21 protein-coding genes are annotated in these 22,735 nt (G+C 61.8%); 13 read left to right on the top strand and 8 right to left on the bottom strand.

All coding sequences use genetic code 11. From position 1 onward, the window contains the following. The first annotated feature begins 10 nt into the window (after positions 1-10). The 5 genes from SPO_RS11430 to SPO_RS11410 are packed head-to-tail and all read left to right on the top strand — an operon-like array spanning position 11 to position 6,199. Positions 11-643 (top strand): DUF2460 domain-containing protein, encoded by a 633-nt coding sequence (locus SPO_RS11430; RefSeq protein WP_011047975.1) that lies wholly within the window; start codon positions 11-13, stop codon positions 641-643. Continuing rightward, positions 643-1,530 carry a DUF2163 domain-containing protein gene (locus SPO_RS11425; RefSeq protein WP_011047974.1) on the top strand — a complete coding sequence of 296 codons (888 nt, stop codon included), beginning with the start codon at positions 643-645 and terminating at the stop codon, positions 1,528-1,530. Before SPO_RS11430 ends, SPO_RS11425 begins: the two co-directional genes overlap by 1 nt. Beyond that, complete coding sequence (locus tag SPO_RS11420) at positions 1,527-1,973, top strand: peptidase (protein ID WP_011047973.1); 447 nt, start codon at positions 1,527-1,529, stop codon at positions 1,971-1,973. The genes SPO_RS11425 and SPO_RS11420 overlap by 4 nt, the downstream gene beginning before the upstream one ends. After that, positions 1,973-5,899: a baseplate multidomain protein megatron gene (locus tag SPO_RS11415; protein WP_011047972.1), complete on the top strand. Its 3,927-nt coding sequence runs from the start codon at positions 1,973-1,975 to the stop codon at positions 5,897-5,899. Before SPO_RS11420 ends, SPO_RS11415 begins: the two co-directional genes overlap by 1 nt. A gap of 3 nt (positions 5,900-5,902) precedes the next feature. After that, entirely contained in the window at positions 5,903-6,199 is a 297-nt protein-coding gene (locus SPO_RS11410; protein WP_011047971.1) for a hypothetical protein, read from the top strand. Here SPO_RS11410 and SPO_RS11405 read toward each other — a convergent pair. Continuing rightward, a complete protein-coding gene (locus SPO_RS11405) occupies positions 6,180-6,536 on the bottom strand; it encodes a TraR/DksA family transcriptional regulator (RefSeq protein ID WP_044028332.1) in 357 nt (118 codons plus the stop codon). The two genes, SPO_RS11410 and SPO_RS11405, sit on opposite strands and share 20 nt — an antisense overlap. A 66-nt stretch (positions 6,537-6,602) precedes the next feature. Between SPO_RS11405 and cysE the strand changes: the two genes are divergently transcribed. Beyond that, complete coding sequence (cysE, locus tag SPO_RS11400; protein ID WP_011047969.1) at positions 6,603-7,415, top strand: serine O-acetyltransferase; 813 nt, start codon at positions 6,603-6,605, stop codon at positions 7,413-7,415. A 279-nt stretch (positions 7,416-7,694) separates the two neighbouring features. After that, positions 7,695-8,759, top strand: a complete 1,065-nt coding sequence (locus SPO_RS11395) for a PLP-dependent cysteine synthase family protein (RefSeq protein WP_011047968.1) — start codon at positions 7,695-7,697, stop codon at positions 8,757-8,759. Between the two features lie 258 nt (positions 8,760-9,017). On the opposite strand, the gene SPO_RS11390 is transcribed toward SPO_RS11395, so the two are convergent. Next, positions 9,018-10,019: a methyltransferase domain-containing protein gene (locus SPO_RS11390; RefSeq protein ID WP_202807071.1), complete on the bottom strand. Its 1,002-nt coding sequence runs from the start codon at positions 10,017-10,019 to the stop codon at positions 9,018-9,020. 738 nt (positions 10,020-10,757) lie between these two features. Here SPO_RS11390 and SPO_RS22530 point away from each other — a divergent pair. Continuing rightward, on the top strand, positions 10,758-12,815 hold the full coding sequence (locus SPO_RS22530) for a hypothetical protein (RefSeq protein ID WP_011047966.1): 2,058 nt from the start codon (positions 10,758-10,760) through the stop codon (positions 12,813-12,815). Positions 12,816-12,876: 61 nt separating this feature from the next. Further along, on the top strand, positions 12,877-14,352 hold the full coding sequence (locus tag SPO_RS11370; protein WP_144083994.1) for a hypothetical protein: 1,476 nt from the start codon (positions 12,877-12,879) through the stop codon (positions 14,350-14,352). A gap of 146 nt (positions 14,353-14,498) precedes the next feature. On the opposite strand, the gene SPO_RS11365 is transcribed toward SPO_RS11370, so the two are convergent. The 5 genes from SPO_RS11365 to SPO_RS11345 all read right to left on the bottom strand — a co-directional run bounded on the left by SPO_RS11365 (position 14,499) and on the right by SPO_RS11345 (position 19,743). Then, positions 14,499-15,812 carry a pyruvate dehydrogenase complex dihydrolipoamide acetyltransferase gene (locus tag SPO_RS11365; RefSeq protein ID WP_011047964.1) on the bottom strand — a complete coding sequence of 438 codons (1,314 nt, stop codon included), beginning with the start codon at positions 15,810-15,812 and terminating at the stop codon, positions 14,499-14,501. 12 nt (positions 15,813-15,824) lie between these two features. Beyond that, positions 15,825-17,204 (bottom strand): pyruvate dehydrogenase complex E1 component subunit beta, encoded by a 1,380-nt coding sequence (locus tag SPO_RS11360; protein WP_011047963.1) that lies wholly within the window; start codon positions 17,202-17,204, stop codon positions 15,825-15,827. Positions 17,205-17,218: 14 nt separating this feature from the next. Beyond that, complete coding sequence (gene pdhA, locus SPO_RS11355; protein ID WP_011047962.1) at positions 17,219-18,211, bottom strand: pyruvate dehydrogenase (acetyl-transferring) E1 component subunit alpha; 993 nt, start codon at positions 18,209-18,211, stop codon at positions 17,219-17,221. A 175-nt stretch (positions 18,212-18,386) separates the two neighbouring features. After that, positions 18,387-18,686 carry an FtsB family cell division protein gene (locus tag SPO_RS11350; protein ID WP_011047961.1) on the bottom strand — a complete coding sequence of 100 codons (300 nt, stop codon included), beginning with the start codon at positions 18,684-18,686 and terminating at the stop codon, positions 18,387-18,389. Positions 18,687-18,810: 124 nt separating this feature from the next. Continuing rightward, positions 18,811-19,743: a hydrogen peroxide-inducible genes activator gene (locus SPO_RS11345; protein ID WP_011047960.1), complete on the bottom strand. Its 933-nt coding sequence runs from the start codon at positions 19,741-19,743 to the stop codon at positions 18,811-18,813. 132 nt (positions 19,744-19,875) lie between these two features. Between SPO_RS11345 and SPO_RS11340 the strand changes: the two genes are divergently transcribed. Both SPO_RS11340 and SPO_RS23095 read left to right on the top strand, forming a co-directional pair. Then, positions 19,876-20,136, top strand: a complete 261-nt coding sequence (locus SPO_RS11340) for a YdcH family protein (RefSeq protein ID WP_011047959.1) — start codon at positions 19,876-19,878, stop codon at positions 20,134-20,136. Next, on the top strand, positions 20,136-20,300 hold the full coding sequence (locus SPO_RS23095) for a hypothetical protein (RefSeq protein ID WP_158454170.1): 165 nt from the start codon (positions 20,136-20,138) through the stop codon (positions 20,298-20,300). Before SPO_RS11340 ends, SPO_RS23095 begins: the two co-directional genes overlap by 1 nt. 12 nt (positions 20,301-20,312) lie before the next feature. Here SPO_RS23095 and SPO_RS11335 read toward each other — a convergent pair whose 3' ends face one another. Then, positions 20,313-21,509: a phosphoglycerate kinase gene (locus tag SPO_RS11335; protein ID WP_011047957.1), complete on the bottom strand. Its 1,197-nt coding sequence runs from the start codon at positions 21,507-21,509 to the stop codon at positions 20,313-20,315. 132 nt (positions 21,510-21,641) lie between these two features. On the opposite strand from SPO_RS11335, the gene SPO_RS11330 reads away from it, so the two are divergent. Further along, complete coding sequence (locus tag SPO_RS11330) at positions 21,642-22,148, top strand: peptidylprolyl isomerase (RefSeq protein WP_011047956.1); 507 nt, start codon at positions 21,642-21,644, stop codon at positions 22,146-22,148. Further along, positions 22,141-22,686, top strand: a complete 546-nt coding sequence (locus SPO_RS11325) for a peptidylprolyl isomerase (protein WP_011047955.1) — start codon at positions 22,141-22,143, stop codon at positions 22,684-22,686. Before SPO_RS11330 ends, SPO_RS11325 begins: the two co-directional genes overlap by 8 nt. Positions 22,687-22,735: the final 49 nt, after the last annotated feature.

Here is a 22,735-nt window from a genome sequence, read left to right as displayed (position 1 = left end):
GGAGCGGATCATGAATTTCCACGAGGTGAGATTTCCCGCCAATCTGAGCTTTGGTTCGATCGGGGGGCCCGAGCGGCGCACCGACATCGTGACGCTGGTCAACGGGTTCGAAGAGCGCAACTCTCCCTGGGCCCATGCGCGCCGGCGCTATGATGCTGGGGTGGGCATGCGCTCGCTGGACGATATCGAGACGCTGATCGCGTTTTTCGAGGCGCGCCAGGGGCAGGTTTACGGGTTCCGGTGGAAGGACTGGTCCGACTTCAAATCCAGCCTGGCCTCGGCCGAGCCGCGTTATGACGATCAGGTGATCGCGGTCGGAGACGGGGCCGAGACAGAGTTTCAGCTGGTCAAGGCCTATCGGTCCGGCACCAACAGCTATGCGCGCCCGATCAAGAAGCCGGTTCTGGGCACGGTCCGGATCGGTCTTGATCAGGACGAGATGAAAGAGGCGGTGGATTACCACGTGGATTTGACCACGGGCCTGATCCGCTTCGAGGCACCGCCGCCGGTCGGCGTCGAGATCACGGCAGGGTTCGAGTTCGACGTGCCGGTACGGTTCGATACCGACCGGATCCAGACCAGCGTGGCGAGTTTTCGCGCGGGCGACGTGCCCAATGTGCCGGTAGTCGAGGTGCGGGTCTGATGGGCGGTCCAAGCGAGGCGATGCAGGCGCATCTGGCCAGCGGGGTGACCACGCTGTGCCGGTGCTGGGCGATCCTGCGCAAGGATGGGGTGCGGTTCGGGTTCACCGATCACGACTGCATGCTGGAGTTCGACGGGTTCACCTTCAAGGCCGATAGCGGTCTGACGGCGGCGGCGCTGGAGCAGAGCACCGGCCTGTCGGTAGACAACTCCGAGGCGCTGGGCGCGCTCAGCGATGCGGCGGTGCGCGAGGAGGATATCGAGGCGGGTCGTTTCGACGGCGCCGAGGTGCTGTCCTGGCTGGTCAACTGGGCTGAACCGGAGCAGCGCTGGTTGCAGTTTCGCGGCTCGATCGGTGAACTCCGGCGCGGTGGCGGTGCCTTTCAGGCCGAGCTGCGCGGGTTGACCGATGCGCTGAACCAGCCTTTGGGCCGGGTGTTTCAGAAACCCTGTACGGCGGTTCTGGGCGATGGCGGCTGCCGGTTCGATCTCGATCAACCCGGATATCGCGCAGAGATCGCGGTGGAGCAGGTCGAGGATGGGCGCGTGTTTCGCTGGACCGATCTGTCCGGGTTCGAGCCGGGCTGGTTCCAACGCGGGCGGCTCGATGTGACCGGCGGCGCGGCGGCGGGACTGTGGGCGCTGATCAAGTCGGACAAGGTGAGCGCGGCGGGTCGTGAGATCGAGCTGTGGGAGCCGATCCGCGCCGCGCTGCGCCCTGGGGATGGGCTGCGGCTGACGGCAGGCTGCGACAAGCGGATGGAAACTTGCCGTCTGAAATTCAACAATTTGTTGAATTTTCAGGGCTTCCCCGACTTGCCACGTGAAGACTGGGTGATGGCCACGCCAAAGCGCACCGGCGCCAATAGCGGCGGGAGCCTGAGATGACCGGGCGTGGCGGCGAGGTGGTCGCGATTGCGCGCGGCTGGCTGGGCACGCCCTATCGGCATCAGGCGTCTACCCTGGGGGCCGGCAGCGATTGCCTGGGCCTGATCCGGGGTGTCTGGCGCGGACTTTACGGGCAGGAGCCAGAGGCGGTGCCCGCCTATTCGATGGACTGGTCCGAGCCGCAGGGCGAGGAGCGTCTGTGGCAGGCGGCGCGCCGGCATCTGATCGAATCCGCGCAGGGGCCGCTGGCGCTGGGCGAGGTGCTGCTGTTCCGCATGCGCGGGAGCAGCGTCGCCAAACATCTGGGCATTGTATCCGAGGTCGGGGTGAGCCCCCGCTTCATCCACGCCTATTCCGGGCATGGCGTGGTCGAGAGCCCCCTGAGCGCGCCGTGGCTGCGGCGCGTGGTGTCCCGGTTCGAATTTCCTCAGGAGGTGAGTTGATGGCGACGATACTTCTTTCCGCCGCGGGTGCGGCGATCGGCGGGTCCATCGGCGGCACCGTTGCGGGCCTGTCCTCGGCGGTGCTGGGGCGTGCCGTGGGTGCGACCGTTGGCCGGGTGCTGGATCAGCGGTTGCTGGGCTCGGGCGCCGAAGCGGTGGAAACCGGCAAGGTCGACCGCTTCCGGCTGACCAATTCCGGCGAGGGTCACGCCATCGCGCAGGTCTTTGGCCGGATGCGCGTGGGTGGTCAGGTGATCTGGGCCTCGGATTTTGTCGAGACGAGCACCACCAGTGGCGGCGGCAAGGGCGGGCGCTCGCAGCCCAAGACCACTCAATACAGCTATTCTCTGTCGCTGGCGGTTGCCCTGTGCGAGGGCGAGATCGCCGGTATACGCAGGATCTGGGCCGATGGTGACGAGATCTCGCCCGAAGAGCTGAACATGCGGGTCTATCGCGGCAGCGCCGATCAACTGCCCGACCCGGTGATGGAAGCGGTCGAGGGGGCCGGGCTGGTGCCAGCTTATCGCGGGACCGCTTATGTGGTGTTCGAGGATCTCGACCTGGACCGGTTCGGCAACCGGGTGCCGCAGTTCTCGTTCGAGGTGGTGCGGGTCGATCAACCCGATGCCGATCCTGGCGAGCTGGGGCTGGCGGGTCTGGTCAAGGGCGTGGCGCTGATTCCGGGGACCGGTGAGTACGGGCTGGCCACCACTCAGGTGAACTATTCCAACGGGCCGGGCAGCTATTGGGCGGCCAACAGCAACTCTCCGTCCGGGCAGACCGATCTGGTCACCTCGCTGGAGGCGATGGGGGACGAGTTGCCCGGCGTCGGCGCCGCCTCGCTGGTGGTGTCGTGGTTCGGGGGCGATCTGCGCTGTGGCGAGTGTGAGATCAAGCCGAAGGTCGAGCGCAAGAATATCGACGGCAGCAACATGCCCTGGCGGGTCTCGGGCCTGACCCGGGCCACGGTGGACGAGATCGCCCGGATCGAAGACCGCCCGATCTATGGTGGGACTCCGGCCGACGCGGCGGTGGTCGAGGCGATCCGGCACATGAACGAGGCCGGGCAGCGGGTGATGTTTTATCCGTTCATCCTGATGGATCAGCTGGCGGGCAATACGCTGACCAACCCCTGGACGGGCGAGGAGGGGCAGCCGCATCTGCCCTGGCGCGGGCGTATCACGCTGAGCCTGGCGCCGACCCAGCCGGGCACGCCCGACGGCTCCGCCGCGGCGGATGCCGAGGTGGCGGCGTTCTTTGGCACGGCCTCGGCCGCGGATTTCGTGATCGGCGACGGGGTGGTGACCTATACCGGGGGCGAGGATTGGGGGCTGCGTCGCTTCATCCTGCACTATGCCGCGCTGTGCAAGGCGGCGGGCGGGGTGTCGGCCTTCTGCATTGGTTCCGAGATGCGCGGCCTGACCCAGATCCGGGGGGCTGCCGGCTTTCCCGCCGTTCAGGCCTTGCGCGCCTTGACGGCGGAGGTGCGGGCCATTCTGGGGCCGGAAACCAAGCTGGGCTATGCCGCCGACTGGAGCGAGTATTTCGGCTATCAGCCGCAGGATGGCAGCGGGGATCGCTTTTTCCATCTCGATCCTCTGTGGGCCGATCCCGAGATCGACTTTGTCGGTATCGACAATTACATGCCGCTGTCGGATTGGCGCGACGGCGAAGAGCATGCCGATGCCCAGGCCGGGACCCGCCACATCTATGAGCAGGCCTATCTGCGGGCCAATGTCGAGGGCGGCGAGGGCTATGACTGGTATTACCATTCGCCCGAAGCGGAGGCAGCACAGATCCGCACGCCGATCACCGACGCGGCCCATGGGGAACCCTGGGTTTGGCGCTACAAGGATATCCGCAACTGGTGGGCCAACACCCATCACGAGCGGATCGGGGGCAATCGTCAGGCGCTGCCCACCGCATGGGTGCCGCAATCGAAACCGATCTGGTTTACCGAACTTGGCTGCGCTGCTGTCGACAAGGGCACCAACCAGCCCAACAAGTTCCTCGATCCGAAATCCTCGGAATCGAGCCTGCCGAAGTACTCGAACGGCGCGCGCGATGACCTGATGCAACTGGCCTATCTGAATGCGGTATTGGGATATTGGGACGATCCCGAAAACAACCCGGTTTCAATCGAATATGAAGCGCCGATGATCGACATGGCCAATGCCTATGTCTGGGCCTGGGATGTGCGGCCCTATCCCGCCTTTCCCAACAATCGTGAATTGTGGGCCGACGGCGCGAATTATGCACGTGGTCACTGGCTGAACGGGCGGTCGGGCAACCGGACGCTGGCCTCGGTCGTGCGTGAGATCTGTGCCCGTGCCAAGGTGAGCGCGGTGGATCTCGGCGCGCTGTGGGGCATCGTGCGCGGCTATTCGGTCGATCAGGTCAGCGATGCCCGATCCGCCCTGCAACCGCTGATGCTGTGCTATGGTTTCGATGCGGTCGAGCGGGACGGTAAGCTGGTCTTTCGTCTGCGCGACGGGGGACGGCCGATCGAACTGGACCGCGCGCTGCTGGCCGTTCACGAAGAGATCGATGGCGCGCTGGAGCATCGCCGCGATTCCGATCTGGAGTTGAGCGGGCGAGTCAGGCTGCGCTTTGTTCAGGCGGATGCCAACCATGATGTGGTGGCCGAAGAGGCGGTTCTGCCCGATGATGCCACGCATGCGGTGTCCTCGAACGAGATGCCACTGGCGCTGACCCGTGCCGAGGGGCGACAGACGGTCGAACGCTGGCTGGCCGAGGCCCGTCTGGGTCGCGATACGATCCGTTTTGCGTTGCCGCCCTCGCGGCTGGCGCTGGGCGCGGGTGATGTCATTCGTCTGCCTGAGGCCGGGGACGAGATCGGCGGGCTTTACCGGATCGACCGGATCGAGCAGGCGCATATGCAGCTGATCGAAGCGGTGCGGATCGAGCCGAATGTCTATCTCACCTCGGATATGGCGGATGATAGCCCGGTGGTGCAGGAATTCGTTCCCCCGGTTCCGGTTCTGCCCATGCTGATGGACCTGCCGTTGATGACCGGGGACGAGGTGCCGCATGCGCCGCATGTGGCGATCACTGCGCAGCCCTGGCCGGGCACCGTGGCGATCTATTCCTCGGCAAGTGACGAGGCCTATAGGCTGGACAAGATCGTCGCGGCGCGCGCGGTGATCGGGGTAACCGAAACGCCGCTGGCGCGTGCCCGCCCGGGGCTGTGGGATCGAGGCGACGCGGTCCAGGTAAAACTTGTCGCCGGAGAGTTGGAATCGCGCCCACGCGAGGCCATTCTGAGTGGAGAGAATCTGGCGGCGATCGGGGACGGCTCGACCGGCAATTGGGAACTGTTCCAGTTCCGCGATGCCGAGTTGATCGCGCCCGATACCTATCTGCTGCGCAACCGGCTGAGGGGGCAGTTGGGCAGTGATGCCTTGATGCCCGATGTCTGGCCCGCGGGCTCGCAATTCGTGCTGATTGATCCGCGCGTGGTGCAGATTGACCTGGCCAGTTCGGAACGGCGGATCGCGCGGCATTACCGTATTGGTCCTGCCCGGCGGGGCTATGACGACCCGTCCTATGTACACAGGGTCGAGGCGTTTGATGGTATCGGTTTGCGCCCCTATGCCCCAGCGCATCTGCGGGCGGTCGAGATCGGGAGCGAAGTGCAGCTGTCTTGGGTGCGGCGTACCCGGATCGACGGCGACGACTGGGATCTGCCAGAGGTGCCGCTGGGCGAGGAAAGCGAAAGCTATCTGGTCCGGGTGATCAAGGATGGCAGCGTGCTCAGGGAAGAGATAGTGGCGGCGCCGTCCTGGACTTATGAGGTGGCGGCGCAGGTCGCGGATGCGGTGGCGCGGCCCTTCGATCTGTCGGTGGCGCAGGTCTCTGCCCGCTTCGGGCCGGGGCTGTTCCGCAGCTTGACGGTCGAGGCCTGAACCATGCGGCCGGTTCTGCATGGCGATGTCAGTGCGGCGGCGCGGGCACTGCTGAACGCCCCCGCCGGCGCGCGCCGGTCGCTGTGCAGGCGGCTGCTGTCCGAGGCCGAGATGGCCGATGCCCATGTCCGCGCGACCGGGCGGCTGCATCCGCTGTTTGGCAACGGTTCGCTGATGTCGGCGGCGCGCAAACGGGTGCTGGCGGATGAGCCTGGGTTCGACGACCCGGGCTATTGCCGGTGTTTCGAAATCGTGCTGAGCGCGCTGATCGACCGCCAGGTCAGCCGCGCGCACAGCTGACGCAGCGCGTGGCGGCCGGATCGAGGCTCAGACGGCCTTCGGGCAGATCGTCGCCGCAGCTGTCGCAATAGCCGTATTCACCCGCCTCGATCCGGGCAAGCGCGCGTGTCAGGCGGAGCGCCTCGACCTCGCGCCGGGCCTGTTGGGCCTTGGCCATGGCCTGATTCTGGAGCGCATCCATCCGGCTGAGCCGTCCCACCGATTGCTGATCCAGTTCGACCACGGCGCGCGCGGCTTGGCCTGCTGCGCCGGTTTCGCGCAACTCCTGCAATTGTGCCATGATCTGCGCCCGAAACCGGGCAAGCGCGATCTCATTCAATTCCGTCACCATACCCATCACGTATTGAGGTTGGTCAAATCCATCCTAACTGACTAGATTAGTCGCAAAGAAGGATGACAGGCCATGATGGAAACGCGCAAGAAACTTGCCCCCGTGGACCCGGTCTGGGACCGGATTACCGCCGAAGCACAGGACGCTGTGGACAGAGAGCCCCTGATGGGTGGGCTGGTGCATGCCTGTATCCTGCACCACAAGAATCTCGACCGGGCGCTGTCCTATCGCATTTCCGCCAAGCTGTGCTCGAACGAAATGTCGATGATGGTGCTGCGCGAGATCGTCGATGACGCCTATGACAGTGCGCCCGAGCTGATCGAGGCTGCGCGTGCCGATCTGATGGCCGTTTACGAGCGTGATCCGGCCTGCCACCGGCTGTTGCAGCCGATCCTCTATTTCAAGGGGTACCAGGCGATGCAGGCCTATCGCGTGGCGCATTGGCTGTGGACGCGCAAGCGCTATGATCTGGCCTATTTCTTCCAGATGCGGGTTTCCGAGATTTTCGGCGTCGATATCCACCCGGCGGCCCGGATCGGCAAGGGGATCATGATCGACCATGCCCATTCCATCGTGATCGGCGAAACGGCAGTGGTCGGCGACAATGTCTCGATGCTGCATTCGGTGACGCTGGGCGGCACCGGCAAGGAGGAAGAGGATCGCCACCCCAAGATCGGCGATGGTGTGCTGATCGGAGCAGGCGCCAAGGTGCTGGGCAATATCAAGGTCGGTCATTGCAGCCGTATCGCCGCCGGTTCGGTGGTGCTGAGCGAAGTGCCCCCCTGCAAGACCGTGGCAGGTATCCCGGCCAAGATCGTGGGCGAGGCGGGCTGCGATCAGCCCTCGGTCAGTATGGACCAGAGGTTCCCGAACGGCTCGGACTAGGGCGCAAGTCCTCGAGACTAGTTGTTAGTTCTATGGGAAAGGGGCGGATAGCGCCCCTTTTCTGCCTCTGACCTTTCAGAGGAAAACCTTCTGCCAGAGCAATTTGGCGGCGACAGTTAATCCAGGTTGCCGTCCTGTGGCGATCGAGGTTTCCGCGTTTTCTCTGTAATAGGCGGAGATTGATCCTATTCCACACGGGTGGCCTTGAAGCCCCGTCCTGTGGGGCGCATTGTTTCAAGACGCAACGCGACACTCCACAGATTGACAAGGGGGCATGCAATGATCTTCACCACCACGGGCCGCGGGCGGCTTTATGGCTCGATCCTGGAAACGGTGGGCAATACGCCCGTGATCCGTTTGAACACCATCGCCCCCGGACATGTCACCATGTATGTGAAGTTCGAGGCGTTCAATCCGGCGGGCTCGGTCAAGGACCGGCTGGCGCTGAACATCATCGAGGCCGCAGAACGCGAGGGCCGGTTGCAACCGGGGCAGACCGTGGTCGAGGCGACCAGCGGCAATACCGGTATTGGCCTTGCCATGGTCTGCGCCGCCAAGGGCTATCCGCTGGTCATCACCATGCATGACGGGTTTTCGGTCGAGCGCCGCCGCCTGATGCGGATGCTGGGCGCCAAGGTGGTGCTGACCCGCAAGGAGGACAAGGCGGTCGGCATGGTGGTGAAAGCCAAGGAACTGGCCGAGGCGAACGGCTGGTTCCTGGCGCATCAGTTCGAAACCAAGGACAACGCCGATATCCACGAGGCCACCACAGCGCAAGAGATCCTCGGCGATTTCGACGGTGAACGGCTGGATCACGTAGTGCTGGGTTATGGCACCGGCGGCACCGTCGCCGGGTTGGGCCGGGTGCTCAAAGCCGCGCGGCCTGGACTGAAGATCACCCTGAGCGAGCCCGCCAATGCAGCGCTGGTACAGTCGGGCGAGGCGCAACAGCGCAATGCCGAGGGTGAACCCGCCGCGACCCATCCCGCCTTCAACCCGCATCCGATCCAGGGCTGGACCCCGGATTTCATCCCGCTGGTGCTGCAAGAGGCGCTGGATCAGGGCTATTTCGACGCGCTGGAGCCGGTGAGCGGCCCGGAAAGCATCGCCTGGTCCAAACGCCTGGCAGCCGAGGAAGGCATCCTGACCGGCATATCGGGCGGCGCCAGCCTGGCGGCGGCGATGAAAGTGGCCGAGACCGCGCCCGAGGGCTCGGTTCTTCTGGTGATGCTGCCCGATACCGGCGAGCGTTACCTCTCGACGCCGCTGTTCGAGGACATTGCGGCCGAGATGGACGAGGCCGAACAGGCGCTGTCGGCCTCGACTCCCGGATATCAGTACTGATCAGCGCGCCGCCGCCGGTTTGGTGCTGGCGGCGGCCGTGATGCAGGTGAATATCTCGAGAAGGAAGAAAGGCAAGCACTCCCGTTTGGAGTTTCAATGGCGCTCTCGGTTGTGCTGTGGCTGGCTTGCCTCAGTGTAGATTTTGCGGGACAAAACACCGGTTCGCTGCGGCTGCGCCAATATCGACTTAGGGATGCGTGAGTTGCTCAAGATCGGCCGTTTTTGCCTGTGACAGAAACGTATGAATATTGAAAGAACCTACTGCTTGACGGCGTAAATCTCGACAGGTTTGATGCGCCCCGCTTGCAGGTTGGCAATCATGTTGGGAATTTTCTCTGCAGTCGTTTGCTGCATGAGGACATGCAATCCCAGCGGTGGCGGTGATTTCTGACCTGCGTTCGCCTTCTTCATCTTTTCAAAGAAATCAATCGCAAAGTCCCGTCGGTCGTTTTCCTGTCGCACCACGAACCCGCCTTCTTCAAGCGCAGCACGATAGGTCGCCGGGCCTGCCAAACAGCATGTCTCAGCAGACGACGCCCATGGTACGGGGTAGACAAGGTCTTCATCATTCGACCGCATAATGTCGTAGATCGCAAACGTCCCGCCAGGCTTTAGCACCCGGGCGACCTCCTTGAAGAGAGCACGTTTGTCTTCGATGTTCATGCCGACATGCATCATATAGGCAATATCAAAATCGCCGCTCTCAAAAGGCATGGAGAGAGCGCTTGCGACCGAGAGGTTTACCTTGTCCGAAAGACCTACCCATTGGCACAAGGCGCCACCGGTTTCGACATACTCGGGCGTCAGATCTATACCTTCAATCTGTGAACCAAAGGAGTGTGCGGCATAGCGGGCCGCGCCACCCAAACCGCAGCCAATGTCGAGCGCTTTGCTTGTTTCAGACAGATCAATTTGGTCGAAGAAGTGAACGGTTGCCGCGCGCCCGCCAATGTGAAACTCATCGACGGGACCGAGGTCTTCGACACTTGCTTGTTCCGGTGTGATACCCTGAGCTTGCAGGCCACTGCGAATTGCAGCTGTGAGATTACCATGACCATAGTGGGTTGCGATCTTCTCCTCAAAATTCATGGTTCTATCGCTTTCATTGATTTTGACGGGCCGTGGTGTCGGAGTTGGATTGGCACTGTAACGGGCATAGCGACAAGTCGCGGGTATCGCGTTCGCTCGCTGCTCCTTCATTGTGAATTGCCAAAGAACTCGTTCTATAAGGTTTTCGTCAAAAAAGGTCGTTTTTGTCACGGCACGTGACACGACCGAAACTGCTGTGAAACCTTGTGCCGCAAACCCCCGGCAGAACGGCGCTGGGTTTTGACACGTTTCTGGTCGCCAGAGGAGAAGCGGACATCCACGCATCGCGCAGCCTCCAACGCTTTGGGCTCTTTGCGTGCATAAGAAAACAGCGCTTGCACAAAAATCAAAGCCCCGGCGATGAGGCCTGGCGCATTCCGAACTTTGGGACACAAAAGCAACGCCTGCCGAGCTTTCGCTCGGCAGCCGTTTGATATTAAATGACTTTTTCTGATAGCAGATTTTTCATAGCCTGGGAGAAAAGTCCCGAAGCCACACTATTCAAAAAAATGGGCTGAAGTCTTCGGTTTTGGAGGTTTTGGCCAATATGGGCACTGCCTGGCGGAGGGCGACTTGAACAAACGAAACAGAACGAAAGGCTGTGTCGCTGTGAAGTCCGTGCCCAAGCTGTCTCTCCCTCAAATTTACCCCGAAATCGGGGATACCATCAACCTCAACTGCTGTGGCGATCCCGACTGCGGGAACTATGGCGTTGCACCTGATTTCATCCACCAATCCTTCGTAGGTAGAAACGCTTAGGCAAGAAGACAAAAAGCGTTTGCTGCAAATCCTTCCCTGGGTAGAGGAAGGGGGAAATACACAATCACGGGCGACCAAGATGCTAAGGTTGTCTCGACTGCCCTCGAATATTCGAAGGATCCCCATCGATGGGAGGACGGGAAGTCTCTGGTGTGCCATCACCAGCAGGGCAATCACGACTGCGATGTGTCTTTCAATGTTCTTTCAAACAAGCACTTCGAGTCTGAGTTTGACCGGCTGATCACTCAAAACGGGCTTCTGGAAGGGCCAGTTTGCGGCCACTGTGGTGCAAGATACCTCGATCAACCCGGCAACTTTATCTTCAATGGCAGTCATGGAAAGATCCCTGCCGGCAAGAACGGGCGCAAAGCAAAGCCAGCTGGCTTTAGAGTTATCCACAAACCTTGCAAGGGCAAGGCTGGCGCACGTTTCACGGTGTCCCTCGATCACCAACAGCAAGAGAAAATGCATGACAATGTCAGGCTACTGCGGGCCTTGGTCAATGGTGCCAGAATCACCGCATTGCGGAAGTTGCTGGTGGATCCAGACACAGGCAAAAAATGCGGGGTTGAGCGAGTCTACAACAGGATATTCTGGCTGGAAAAAAACCTACTGGCGTTTGAACGGGCTAAACTGAAAGAATGGAGAGATAAGACCGAAGCACAGGGTGGCCATCCTCATATGCGAATTGCCCATGATGATGTTGTGATCGGCGTCAATTGGGAAAGCCGCTCCGATCGACGCCTGACACCTTTGCAGTGCTCCGTCAGTGCCGATATCGACACAGGCTATGTGTTTCGCATAGATGCGAACTTCGACACAACGGTCGATCCAGTTCAGGTAGTTCAGGAAAACTACCTGGATGACCAACTGATGCCCACCAATGTGCGCCAGGCCTATGCACAGAAGTCCGGGAACAATTTCACCGTTCCATCAATGCACTTCCAAAGACCAACGGGGCGCTTCGAAGAAGCCGCACTGTTTGCCAGTGCTGAAAGCCATTGGCGTGTCTTCAGTCTAAGGCTCGATAAGGAATATGCAGCCCAAGGGCTGGCCCAACTTCCACAGGATGACTTGGATGAGATCGCCAATGCAAACGAGCATCGGAAAATCTTCAACACTCTGCGCAATGGATATTTCGGCTTTCAAGAAACAGACCGAGATTCCCGCGGGAGCTTCAATGGATCTGTTGTGAAGCCAACATACACCAAGGCCGCCCACCTTGCGTGTCTTCGTGATTTACTGCCTGCAAAGCGCCTGACGATTGTCGGTGAACAGGAAGCATCCATGGTTCGGGTCGTGCCACATGTTTTCCGCGATTGGATCCAAGAAGACCGTTTCGAATGGCATGTCATGCATTTCGACAAAAATGCCTCCGAGCCCGAAAACTCCCGCAGAGCAACGGCATTCAAAACGGCTTTCGATATCTACAAGGCGCGCGCGCATGCGTCCGGGCAGACACAAACATCCGACCACGCGCTCCTGTCTCAGTTTTGCGCCGGCGCAATGGCTCCGGCTTTCAATCGGGATCCCAGTGGCCATATGACACCATTCCCGATCATCAATTTCCGGTCTGTGCAGTTTCCTCAGCTATGGGTCAGGTCTGGCGTGGAAATCCATGGGGAGACGCGGGAGGTTGTTGGCTTCCCTGTCCTTCGCAAAAAATACCGGCAGAAGTTGAAGGGCAGTGCATTCCATGTAATGCCCACGGATCCAGATCTCTGCGATGCGCTTGCTCGCCGATATATCAAGGCGACCATCCATCCGGTTTCCAGCTTCATGAACTCCCTCCGCGAGCGGGTGAGCCCCACCAAACGGGCTAGAGGAAGATCCGCTCGAAATGGTCCAAGCTACATCAACGGCGCCACATTCAATCCAGCGGTTTTGGTGGCATTCCTGAACATCTATCGCATCAACTACAACCGGTTCGAAGAACGCCCCTATTCGAGTGCCTCTGCAAGGAATTCCAATCAGGTCGCGGTATCAAGCGGGACGCAGTCAATTCGTCGCCCTGGGTCAAAGGTGAAAGTCAAAGCACCCAAGCAAAGAAAGCTGGCACCGATCCAAAGCACACCCGCGATACGGTTGGGGGCAGATGCACGCAGGATGACATCAACGACTCGCGCGACCCCTGATCCACGGCGTATCCTGTATAGGCCATGGCTGAATCATGGAACACCGCTCTGGAAAAAGTTCGAGACGCGTTGAGAAGGAACGAACTGGAAATTTCTATGGGCATAAAACTTTCGAAGTAGATTGGAGACTTCATTTGAAATTATTTGTGCAGAAAATTTTCGCCATTAGCTTGGCGGTTTTCGCCATGAGCCCCGCTATGGCACGGCAACTGTGCCTGAAGCCGCTGCCAGCAGACAGGTCCGTGGAAGTTTCTGAATTCGGTTTGCCATCTGTGAGCAAGTTGTTGAGTGTTCCTGACTTCGATCAACCGTTTCTGGACTTTGGGATGGGTTCGAAGACCATCTTGACCGTCGCTGATGGTAAGCTCCGAGACTTCACCGAGGCCCCAATGTCCAGTTGGAACCGGCTGTTCCCGACCATCATTTCTCAGAATGACGACACGACTTGGGCCTACACGAATGTCCGTCCTGCATTGTTCCTGCTGGATCCTGAAACCAGCACCTTCGTCCGGCATCCGATATCTGACACGCCAGGCCTACGCGGTTTTTCCCATCCGGACTGGCGCCGAGAGCACGAAGACCGAACAATCGACCGACGAAACCAGGGCGACGGACCGATATATGCCTATGTTGGCGACAAGTTGTTCAAGATTGTCGCTGGCGAGTTGGAGGAAGCAACAGTGCCTCCGACTTGGACCGCAAGTGATAGTGTCCCAATTGATTTTCCAGGTGTCGGCGTATTTGCACATGTCAAAGGACAAATCTGGTTTCGTCGCAGCGACGCCCAAGAATGGCATATGATTGCCAGTATCAAAGATCTCCTCAGCCTTCATTCACAATCCCCATTTTCCATCTTCCAGGTTCGCTATGAACAGGAAACAGGTAGTATATGGGTTATGCTTGAAGACCGGGTGCTGGTCGGTAGGCTCGAACAGGACAGTATAGCCCCTGAGTTGGACTACCAATTCGCCGGCGGTGTCATTCTTCACCCGCCGTCTGGAAAGATACTGGTTTGGGCAGGCGAGGCGCTGACAGATCAGGGGAACGATTCACCAAGGCCGATTTCCGGCAGTCCGGGCCTCTGGGAGATGTCTGCAGTAGCGCCTACGCGTGTTCCTGGCTTTCAGGCTCAACCCCGCCTTTCCAACACTGTGCCACTTCTAAGCACCCTCTTTCACGACCCAACTCAAACAACAATAGTTAGCCACGCCGGCGGCTTTGCAGCGTTCGACGGAGAATCCTTGCGGGATCTTGCCGAACTCACGCCCGAAGGTGATCGAAAGCCATTTTTGCGCAAGGTGGCGGGGCGCTACTTTATGCGCTCATGGGACTGGCTGGCCGAAATCACCGATGATCTCGATCTTCGCCCAATTCCGCTACCTCAACCTGTTGAACAACGAGTTGAATTGTTATTCAGCCCGAAGCTCAAGACTTTCATCCTTCATTCAGCAGGGTGGGAAACCGTCTTCACTTCGACTGATCTGGTGTCGTTTCACGAAGTTCAGGGAGACGGGACAACGATCATTGGCGTCATTGGTGAAATGCCTGGCGAAGCTGCTGTGCTGGCAAACTCCAAGCATCAGGTCTTTTTGATACAATACTGCGAGTAGATTTGAATTGACCGGGCATTGCCCGGTCTGGTTCGTAGTTTGCCGGCAGGTAGGGCTCCAACTTTTTTTGTGGAGCCCTGCGTGTCCCAAAATCCGGGATGCGCCAGATGAGGCCGGGGCTTTGTCTATTTCACATTCGCTACCTCTCAGGCCAGCATGACCATCGGGTTTTCCAGGTTGTCGACGATGGCTTGCAACAGCTGGGCGCCAAGCGCGCCGTCGATCACCCGGTGATCGACCGACATGGTCACCGACATCACGGTGGCCACGGTCAGCTCGCCATCGGCGCCGACCACCGGTTTCTTGACCCCGGAACCGACCGCCAGGATACCCGCATGCGGCGGGTTCACGATGGCGTCGAAATTGTCGATGCCGAACATTCCGAGGTTCGAGATGGCAAAGCTGCCGCCCTGGTATTCATGCGGCGCCAGCTTGCGGTCGCGGGCGCGGGTGGCGAGATCCTTCATTTCGGTCGACAGCGCCGAGAGCGACTTCATGTCGGCATCTTTCAGCACCGGCGTGAACAGCCCGCCCTCGATGGCAACGGCAACGGCCACGTCCGAGGGTTTCAGCTTCAGCACCCGGTCCCCGGCCCAGACCGCGTTGCAGTCGGGCACCTGTTGCAGCGCATTGGCGACCGCCTTGATGATGAAGTCGTTGACGCTCAGCTTGACGCCGCGCCCTTCGAGCTGCTTGTTCAGCTGGGCGCGGAATTTCATCAACGCATCCAGCTTGATATCGCGGCGCAGGTAGAAATGCGGGATCGTCTGCTTGGCCTCGGACAGGCGCGCAGCGATGGTCTTGCGCATACCGTCGAGCTTGACCTCTTCGTACTCGCGGCCCTCGTACATGCGGGCGACCATGTCGGCGCCGGGTCCACTGGGAGCGGCGGCCGGAGCGGCGGCGGCTGCCGGGGCAGGGGCAGCAGAGGCGGGCGCCGCAGCCGGGGCGGTGGCCCCGATCACATCCGCCTTGACGATACGGCCATGCGGGCCGGAGCCTGCGATCTGCGACAGATCGAGCCCCTTGTCGGCGGCGATCCGGCGCGCCAGCGGCGAGGCAAAGACGCGGGCGCCATCGGCTGCCTTGGGGGCGGCAGGGGCAGCGGCGGGTGCCTCGGCGGCCCCTTGCGGGGCCTTCTCGGCAGAGGCGGCGGCTGGAGCCGAGGAGGGCGCGGTCGCGCCCGAAGAGGCGCTGGCGATATCGCCTGCGCTTTCGCCCTCGTCCAGCAGGACCGCGATGGGGGTGTTCACCTTCACCCCCTCGGTGCCCTCGGGCACCAGGATCTTGCCGACGATGCCTTCGTCGACGGCTTCGAACTCCATCGTCGCCTTGTCGGTCTCGATCTCGGCCAGCAGGTCGCCTGAGGAGACGCTGTCGCCTTCCTTGACCAGCCATTTCGCCAGGGTGCCTTCTTCCATGGTCGGAGAGAGCGCGGGCATCAGGATTTCGGTGGGCATGTCTGTCGCTCCTTACCGATAGGTCACTTGTTTGACGGCTGCGACCACTTCGTCGGTGGTGACCAGCGCCAGCTTTTCCAGGTTCGCGGCATAGGGCATCGGCACGTCCTTGCCCGTACAGGTGATGATCGGCGCGTCGAGATAGTCGAACGCCTGCTGCATCACCTCGGACGCGATATAGCTGCCGACGGAGCCTTGCGGCCAGCCTTCCTCGACGGTGACGAGACGGTTGGTCTTCATCACCGAATTGATCACGGTCGGCAGATCCATCGGGCGCAAGGTGCGCAGGTCGATCACCTCGGCGCTGATGCCGTCAGTGGCCAGCCGCTCGGCGGCCTCGAGCGCGTATTGCATGCCGATGCCGAAGCTGACGATGGTCACATCGGTGCCCTCGCGCCAGATCCGCGCCTTGCCGAAGGGAATGGCCAGGTCGTCGATCTGCGGCACATCGAAACTGCGGCCATAGAGGATCTCGTTTTCCAGGAAGATCACCGGGTTGGGATCGCGGATCGCGGTCTTCATCAGGCCTTTGTAATCGGCGGCCGAGTAGGGCATCGCCACTTTCAGGCCGGGGATCTGCATGTACCAGGCGGCATAGTCCTGGCTGTGCTGGGCGCCGACGCGGGCCGCGGCGCCGTTGGGGCCGCGGAACACGATCGGACAGCCCATCTGGCCGCCGGACATGTAGAGCGTCTTGGCGGCGGAGTTGATGATCTGGTCGATCGCCTGCATGGCGAAGTTGAAGGTCATGAACTCGACAATCGGCTTAAGTCCGCCAAAGGCGGAGCCGACGGCAATCCCGGCAAAGCCATGCTCGGTGATCGGCGTGTCGATCACGCGCTTGGAGCCGAACTCGTCCAGCATGCCCTGAGAGATCTTGTAGGCGCCCTGATACTCGGCGACTTCCTCGCCCATCAGATAGACCGCCTCGTCGGCGCGCATCTCTTCGGCCATCGCATCGCGCAGCGCCTCGCGCACGGTCTGCGATTTCATCGGCGCATCCGCCGGCCAGTCGGGCGAAAGGTCCACCGGAGGTGCGGCGGGGGCCTCGGCGGCCCCTTGCGGGGCCTTCTCGGCAGGGGCGGCGACCGGAGCCGAGGAGGGCGCGGCCGCGCCCGAAGAGGCGCTGGCGATGTCATCGGCGCTTTCGCCGTCTTCCAGCAACACCGCGATAGGGGTGTTGACCTTGACCCCCTCGGTGCCCTCGGCGATCAGAATCTTGCCGACGATCCCTTCATCAACTGCCTCGAACTCCATCGTTGCCTTGTCGGTTTCGATCTCGGCCAGGATATCGCCAGAGGAGACGGTGTCGCCCTCCTTGACCAGCCATTTCGCCAGGGTGCCTTCCTCCATGGTGGGAGACAGGGCGGGCATCAGAATTTCGGTTGCCATGTCGTGATGTCCTCTCAGGCGTAGATGTCTGTCCAAAGCTCGTCGACCGACGGCTCGGGGCTTTCTTTCGAGAATTCGGCGGCCTGGTTGACGATCTCCTTGATCTCCTTGTCGATCGCTTTCAGGTCATCCTCGGTAGCGTGCTTGCCGCTCAGCAGCATCTCGCGCACCATCTCGATCGGGTCGCTCTGTTCGCGCACCTTCTGCACCTCTTCGCGGGTGCGGTACTTGGCCGGGTCCGACATCGAGTGGCCGCGATAGCGATAGGTCTTGACCTCGAGGATATAGGGGCCCTTGCCGGCGCGGCAGTGGGCCACGGCCTTTTCACCGGCTTCCTTGACCGAGAGCACGTTCATGCCGTCAACCGTCTCGCCGGGAATGCCGAAGGCCTCGCCACGGGTGTAGATATCCGGCGAGGAGGTCGAGCGCTTCTGGGCGGTGCCCATGGCATACTGGTTGTTCTCGATGACGAAGATCACCGGCAGCTTCCACAGGGCGGCCATGTTGAAGGTCTCATAGACCTGGCCCTGGTTGGCCGCACCATCGCCGAAATAGGTGAAGGTGACGCGCCCGTTGTCCTGGTACTTGTCGGCAAAGGCCAGACCCGCGCCCAGCGGAACCTGGGCGCCGACGATGCCATGGCCGCCATAGAAATGCTTCTCTTTCGAGAACATGTGCATCGAGCCGCCCTTGCCTTTGGAGAGGCCGCCCTCGCGCCCGGTCAGTTCCGCCATGACGCCGCCCGGATCCATGCCGCAGGCCAGCATATGGCCGTGATCGCGGTAAGAAGTGATGCGCTTGTCGCCTTCCTCGGCGGCGGCCTCAAGTCCCACGACAACCGCTTCCTGACCGATATAGAGATGGCAGAACCCACCAATCAGACCCATGCCATAAAGCTGGCCGGCCTTTTCCTCGAATCGGCGGATCAGCAGCATCTCGCGGTAATAGTGTTTCAGTTCTTCTGCGGAAGTGTTTGATTTTCTTGAGGTCTTTCTCGTCGCGGTCACGGCGCCATTCCTCTGTCGATGAAATAGTTTAGCATTAAACTATCTAATAAAGCATTTTTTGCCGCCTGACGAGTGATAATATGACGCGGCGGCAAGGCCGGGTGGGCCGTGAAAATCTTCGCAGGAGATTTTCGAAGTTGAAAGATTTTTCTACGAAAAATCCAGGCGCTCCGCCTCAGCGGATCACGATCTCGTCGGCGCGCAGCAGGCCCAGCACCGAGCGGGCCTGTTCATCCAGCAGGTCGAGATCCAGGTAATCGTCCGACAGGCGCCGGGTCAGGTTCTCCATCCGGACGATCTGCTCTTCGACCTTGGCCAGATCGCGCGACAGCACCTCGCGCTCGGCGGCAATCTCCACCCGGCGGAACAGGCCGAAATCCCCCTGCACGGCGGCGAAGGTGAAATAGATCGCCAGCGCGAAAGAGACCGCGAAAAAAACGATCGCGCCGATGCTGGGTCTGGTTGTCCGGGACACGCGGGGTACCTGCCGTCTTGATTGCCTCTGGTCGCGCCTCTGACGGGCGCGTGACCTTAGTATGACACAGGCGAATCCCCTTGTGAATCCCTCTTTTTTACAGTGGTTTCCGGGCCGCCCCTCGTCAGGCAGAGGGTTGCAGGATCCCGCTCATCTCGTCGCGGATCACCTGCCGGGTCAGTTCGGTGAACCGCTCGATCGCGGGTGGGGTGCCGCTGGCAGTTCGCCAGGCCAGTCCGACGATCCTGTGTATCGCCGGGCGCAGCGGGCGGGTGACGACATCAGCCCCGCGCGTGCGCACCTCGGAGGCGACATAAAGCGCTGGCAGCAGGGTGATCCCCATGCCCAGCGACACCATCTGGCGCAGCGCGTCCAGGCTGGTTCCCTCGAACTCGGTGCTGAGCCGCGCGCCGGCGCTTTCGCACAAGGCCTGCACCTGTCCATGCAGCGCATAGCCGGAACTGAGGCTCAGCATGGTTTCACCGGCCAGATCGGCCTGGCGGACCTGGGTCGCTCCAGCCAGCCGATGCGCCGGATCGACCGCCAGCTCCAGCGGTTCGCGAAACAGCGGTGCCACCCGGATATCGTCGCGGCTGACCGGCAAGTGGGTCAGGATCAGGTCATAGCGCCCGGCGGCCAGATCCTCGACCAGGTCGCGGGGGGCACCGTCGCGGATTGCCAGTTTCAACCTTGGATACTGGCGATGCAACTGGCGCAACACCCGGGGCAGCAGGTAGGGGCCGATGGTCGGGGTCGAGCCGAGCCGCAGCGTGCCGGTCATGTTGTCGCGCATCGGGCTGGCATAGAGGGTCAGCGCCTCGACCTCGCGCAGGATGCGCGCCACCATCTCGGACACGTCGCGGCCCTCGGGGGTCAGGATCAGGCCGCTGCGCCGCCGCTCCAGCAACCGAGCCCCGACCGCCTTTTCCAGCGCCGCGATCTGCAGGCTGAGCGAGGGCTGGCTGATGCCAAGGCTGCGTGCGGCGCGGCGGTATTGCCCGGCCGCCACCAGGGTCGAGAAATAGCTGAGCTGGCGCAGGGTGATGTCGGGCGGCATGCTAACCTCACTACGATAGGTAAAACCTATCTTTATCTATGGTGGCATTGGCTTCTTTCCAGGTCGGGCGCCCCCATCTTGGTGCCAGGCCGCAATAGCTGCGGCAAATGTCACAACCGGAGGAGACCATAGATGACCGCAAAAAGCAGAGTTCGCGCCTTCTCGCTGAAACTGAGGATGGCGGTGTTGAAGGACCGCAGGGCCGAATTGAAGGAGCGCATCCTGCAAGAGCTGAAACGCCCGGCACCCTGCGCCCAGACGCTGCGCATGCTCAAGCGGCGCAAGCTGACGCTGAAGGATGAGCTGGCCCGCCACGAAGGACTGCTGCGCACGCTTGACGCCATGGGCCACAGGGCCGGACTGCAATCCGGCAATCAGCTGGGGAGGGTGTGATGTTTCGCATGGTCTTCATGACGACCGGCCTGCGCTGGCTGCACAGCACCGATCTGGGCGACATGCGCAAAGCCATCCTGTCCGAGGATGACGATGGGCCCGATGGCGGCGGCATCCGCCCCGCAGGGCTCCGCGCGCGCCGCTCAGCGGCGCACGCGGGCTAGTGATGGCCTGGATCAGCCGGCCTGTATCAGGGCGGCGACACCGGGCAGGGTCTTGCCCTCCATCCACTCCAGAAACGCGCCGCCCGCGGTGGAGATATAGGTGAAATCCCCCGCCGCGCCGCTGGCGTTGAGCGCGGCCACCGTATCGCCGCCCCCGGCGACCGAGATGAGCTTGCCCGCCCGGGTCAATGCCGCCGCCTTGAGCGCGGCGGCATTGGTGGCTGCGTCAAAGGGTTCCAGCTCGAACGCGCCCAGCGGGCCGTTCCAGATCAGGGTCCGGCTTTTCTCGAAGATCGCCTTGATCGCCGCCAGGCTGTCGGGCCCCGCGTCCAGGATCATGCCTTCGTCCGGGCAGCGGTCGTTGGGCAGGATCTGATGGGGCGCGTGGCTTTCGAATTTCTCGGCCACCACCACATCGCTGGGCAGCACGATGGTGCAGCCCGCCGCCTCGGCCTTGGCCAGAATTTCGGCGGCTGTGTCCTTCATGATCCGTTCGGCCAGCGATTTGCCCACCGGCAGCCCCTTGGCCACCAGGAACGTATTGGCCATGCCGCCACCGATCACAAGATAGTCTACCTTTTCGATCAGGTTGCCCAGCAGCTCCAGCTTGGTCGAGACCTTGGCACCCCCCACAACAGCGGTCACCGGGCGTTCGGGTTTGCCCAATGCCTTTTCCAGCGCCTCCAGCTCGGCCTGCATCAACCGTCCGGCGCAAGAGGGCAACAGACGCGCGATCGCCTCGGTCGAGCTGTGGGCGCGATGCGCGGCGGAAAAGGCGTCGTTGCAATAGATATCGCCCAGCCGAGCCATGCCGGCGGCCAGATCGGGGTCGTTCTTGGTTTCGCTGGCGTGAAAGCGGGTGTTCTCCAGCAGCAGCACCTGACCGGGCTGCAGGGCTTCGGCGGCCTCTTCGGCGGCAGGGCCAACGCAATCGTCGGCAAACAGCACCTTGGTTTCAAAGGCACGCTCCAGCGTCGGCACCAGCTGGCCCAGCGACAGGTTCTTGCGCCGCTCGCCGCCGGGGCGGCCGAAATGCGCCAACAGGATGGGCCGCCCGCCAGCGGCAAGGATATCGCGGATCGTGGGCATCAGGCGGCGAATGCGGGTCGAGTCGGTCACCACCCCGTCCACGATCGGCACGTTGATATCGACCCGTACCAGCACGCGCTTGCCCGTCAGGTCCATGTCGTCGAGTGTTTTCCAGCCCATCAGCCGTCATCTCCTTGCTGCAATGCGTTTGCGGGTTTCTCTACCCGAATGGGCGCCCCCGTCAATGGCGTGCCTTGTCCATCCCGCGCGCGATGGTTAGGTTCCCGGCAATCACAGTGACAGGAGGGCCCGATGGCCGAAATCAAGGATCCCGAAAACACGATCATCATCGAGCTGAAGGATGGCAATGTCGTCATCGAACTGCTGCCCGATGTGGCGCCCAAACATTCCGAGCGGATGAAGGAGCTGGCGCGCTCTGGCGAGTATGACAATGTCTGCTTTCACCGGGTGATCGACGGGTTCATGGCGCAGACCGGCGACGTGGCCAATGGCGACATGGAAGACGGGTTCAACATTCGCATGGCGGGCACCGGCGGTTCGTCGCTGCCCAACGTGCCGGCAGAGTTCTCGAAGCTGCCCCATGACCGGGGCACGCTGGGCGCTGCACGCTCGGCCAATCCGGACTCGGCCAACAGCCAGTTCTTCATCAACTTCAAGGACAATCACTTCCTGAACGGCCAGTATACCGTTTATGGCCGGGTGATTTCCGGCATGGAACATGTGGATGCGATCACCCGCGGCGAGCCGCCTGCGAATCCCGATCGCATGATCAGCGTCAAGGTGGCCGCAGATGTATAAGCTTGCGGCCCTTCTGGCGCTGTTCGCCGTTCCGGCGGGTGCGACCGGCCTCAAGATCGAGGTGGCGGGCGAAGCCAATGGCACCGTCACCATCGACCTTCTCGAGGATGTGGCCCCCAAACATGTGGAGCAGATCACCGCGCTGGCCGCCTCGGGCGCCTATGACGGGGTGGTGTTTCACCGCGTGATCGACGGGTTCATGGCCCAGACCGGCGATGTGCAATATGGCCGCATGGGCGGCGACATGCGCCTGGCCGGGCGGGGCGGGTCCGACCGGCCAGACCTGCCGGCCGAGTTCTCGGACATCACCTATGAACGCGGTGTGGTGGGCATGGCCCGGGCGCAGGACCCCAACAGCGCCAACAGCCAGTTCTTCATCATGTTCGCGCCGGGCCCGTTCCTGGACGGTCAATATACCGTGGTGGGCAAGGTGACCGGGGGCATGGATGTGGTTGACGCGATCAAGCGCGGCACCGGTCCCAACGGCTCGGTGATCGGCCAGCCCGATCAGATGAAGTCGGTCACCGTAACCGACTGATCCAATGCCGCCGGCGCCCGGTTTCGGGGTGCCGGCGGTCTCACGTTTG

This window comes from Ruegeria pomeroyi DSS-3 (assembly GCF_000011965.2).
Taxonomy (GTDB): domain Bacteria; phylum Pseudomonadota; class Alphaproteobacteria; order Rhodobacterales; family Rhodobacteraceae; genus Ruegeria_B; species Ruegeria_B pomeroyi.
This window is presented reverse-complemented; position numbering and strand designations above follow the sequence as displayed.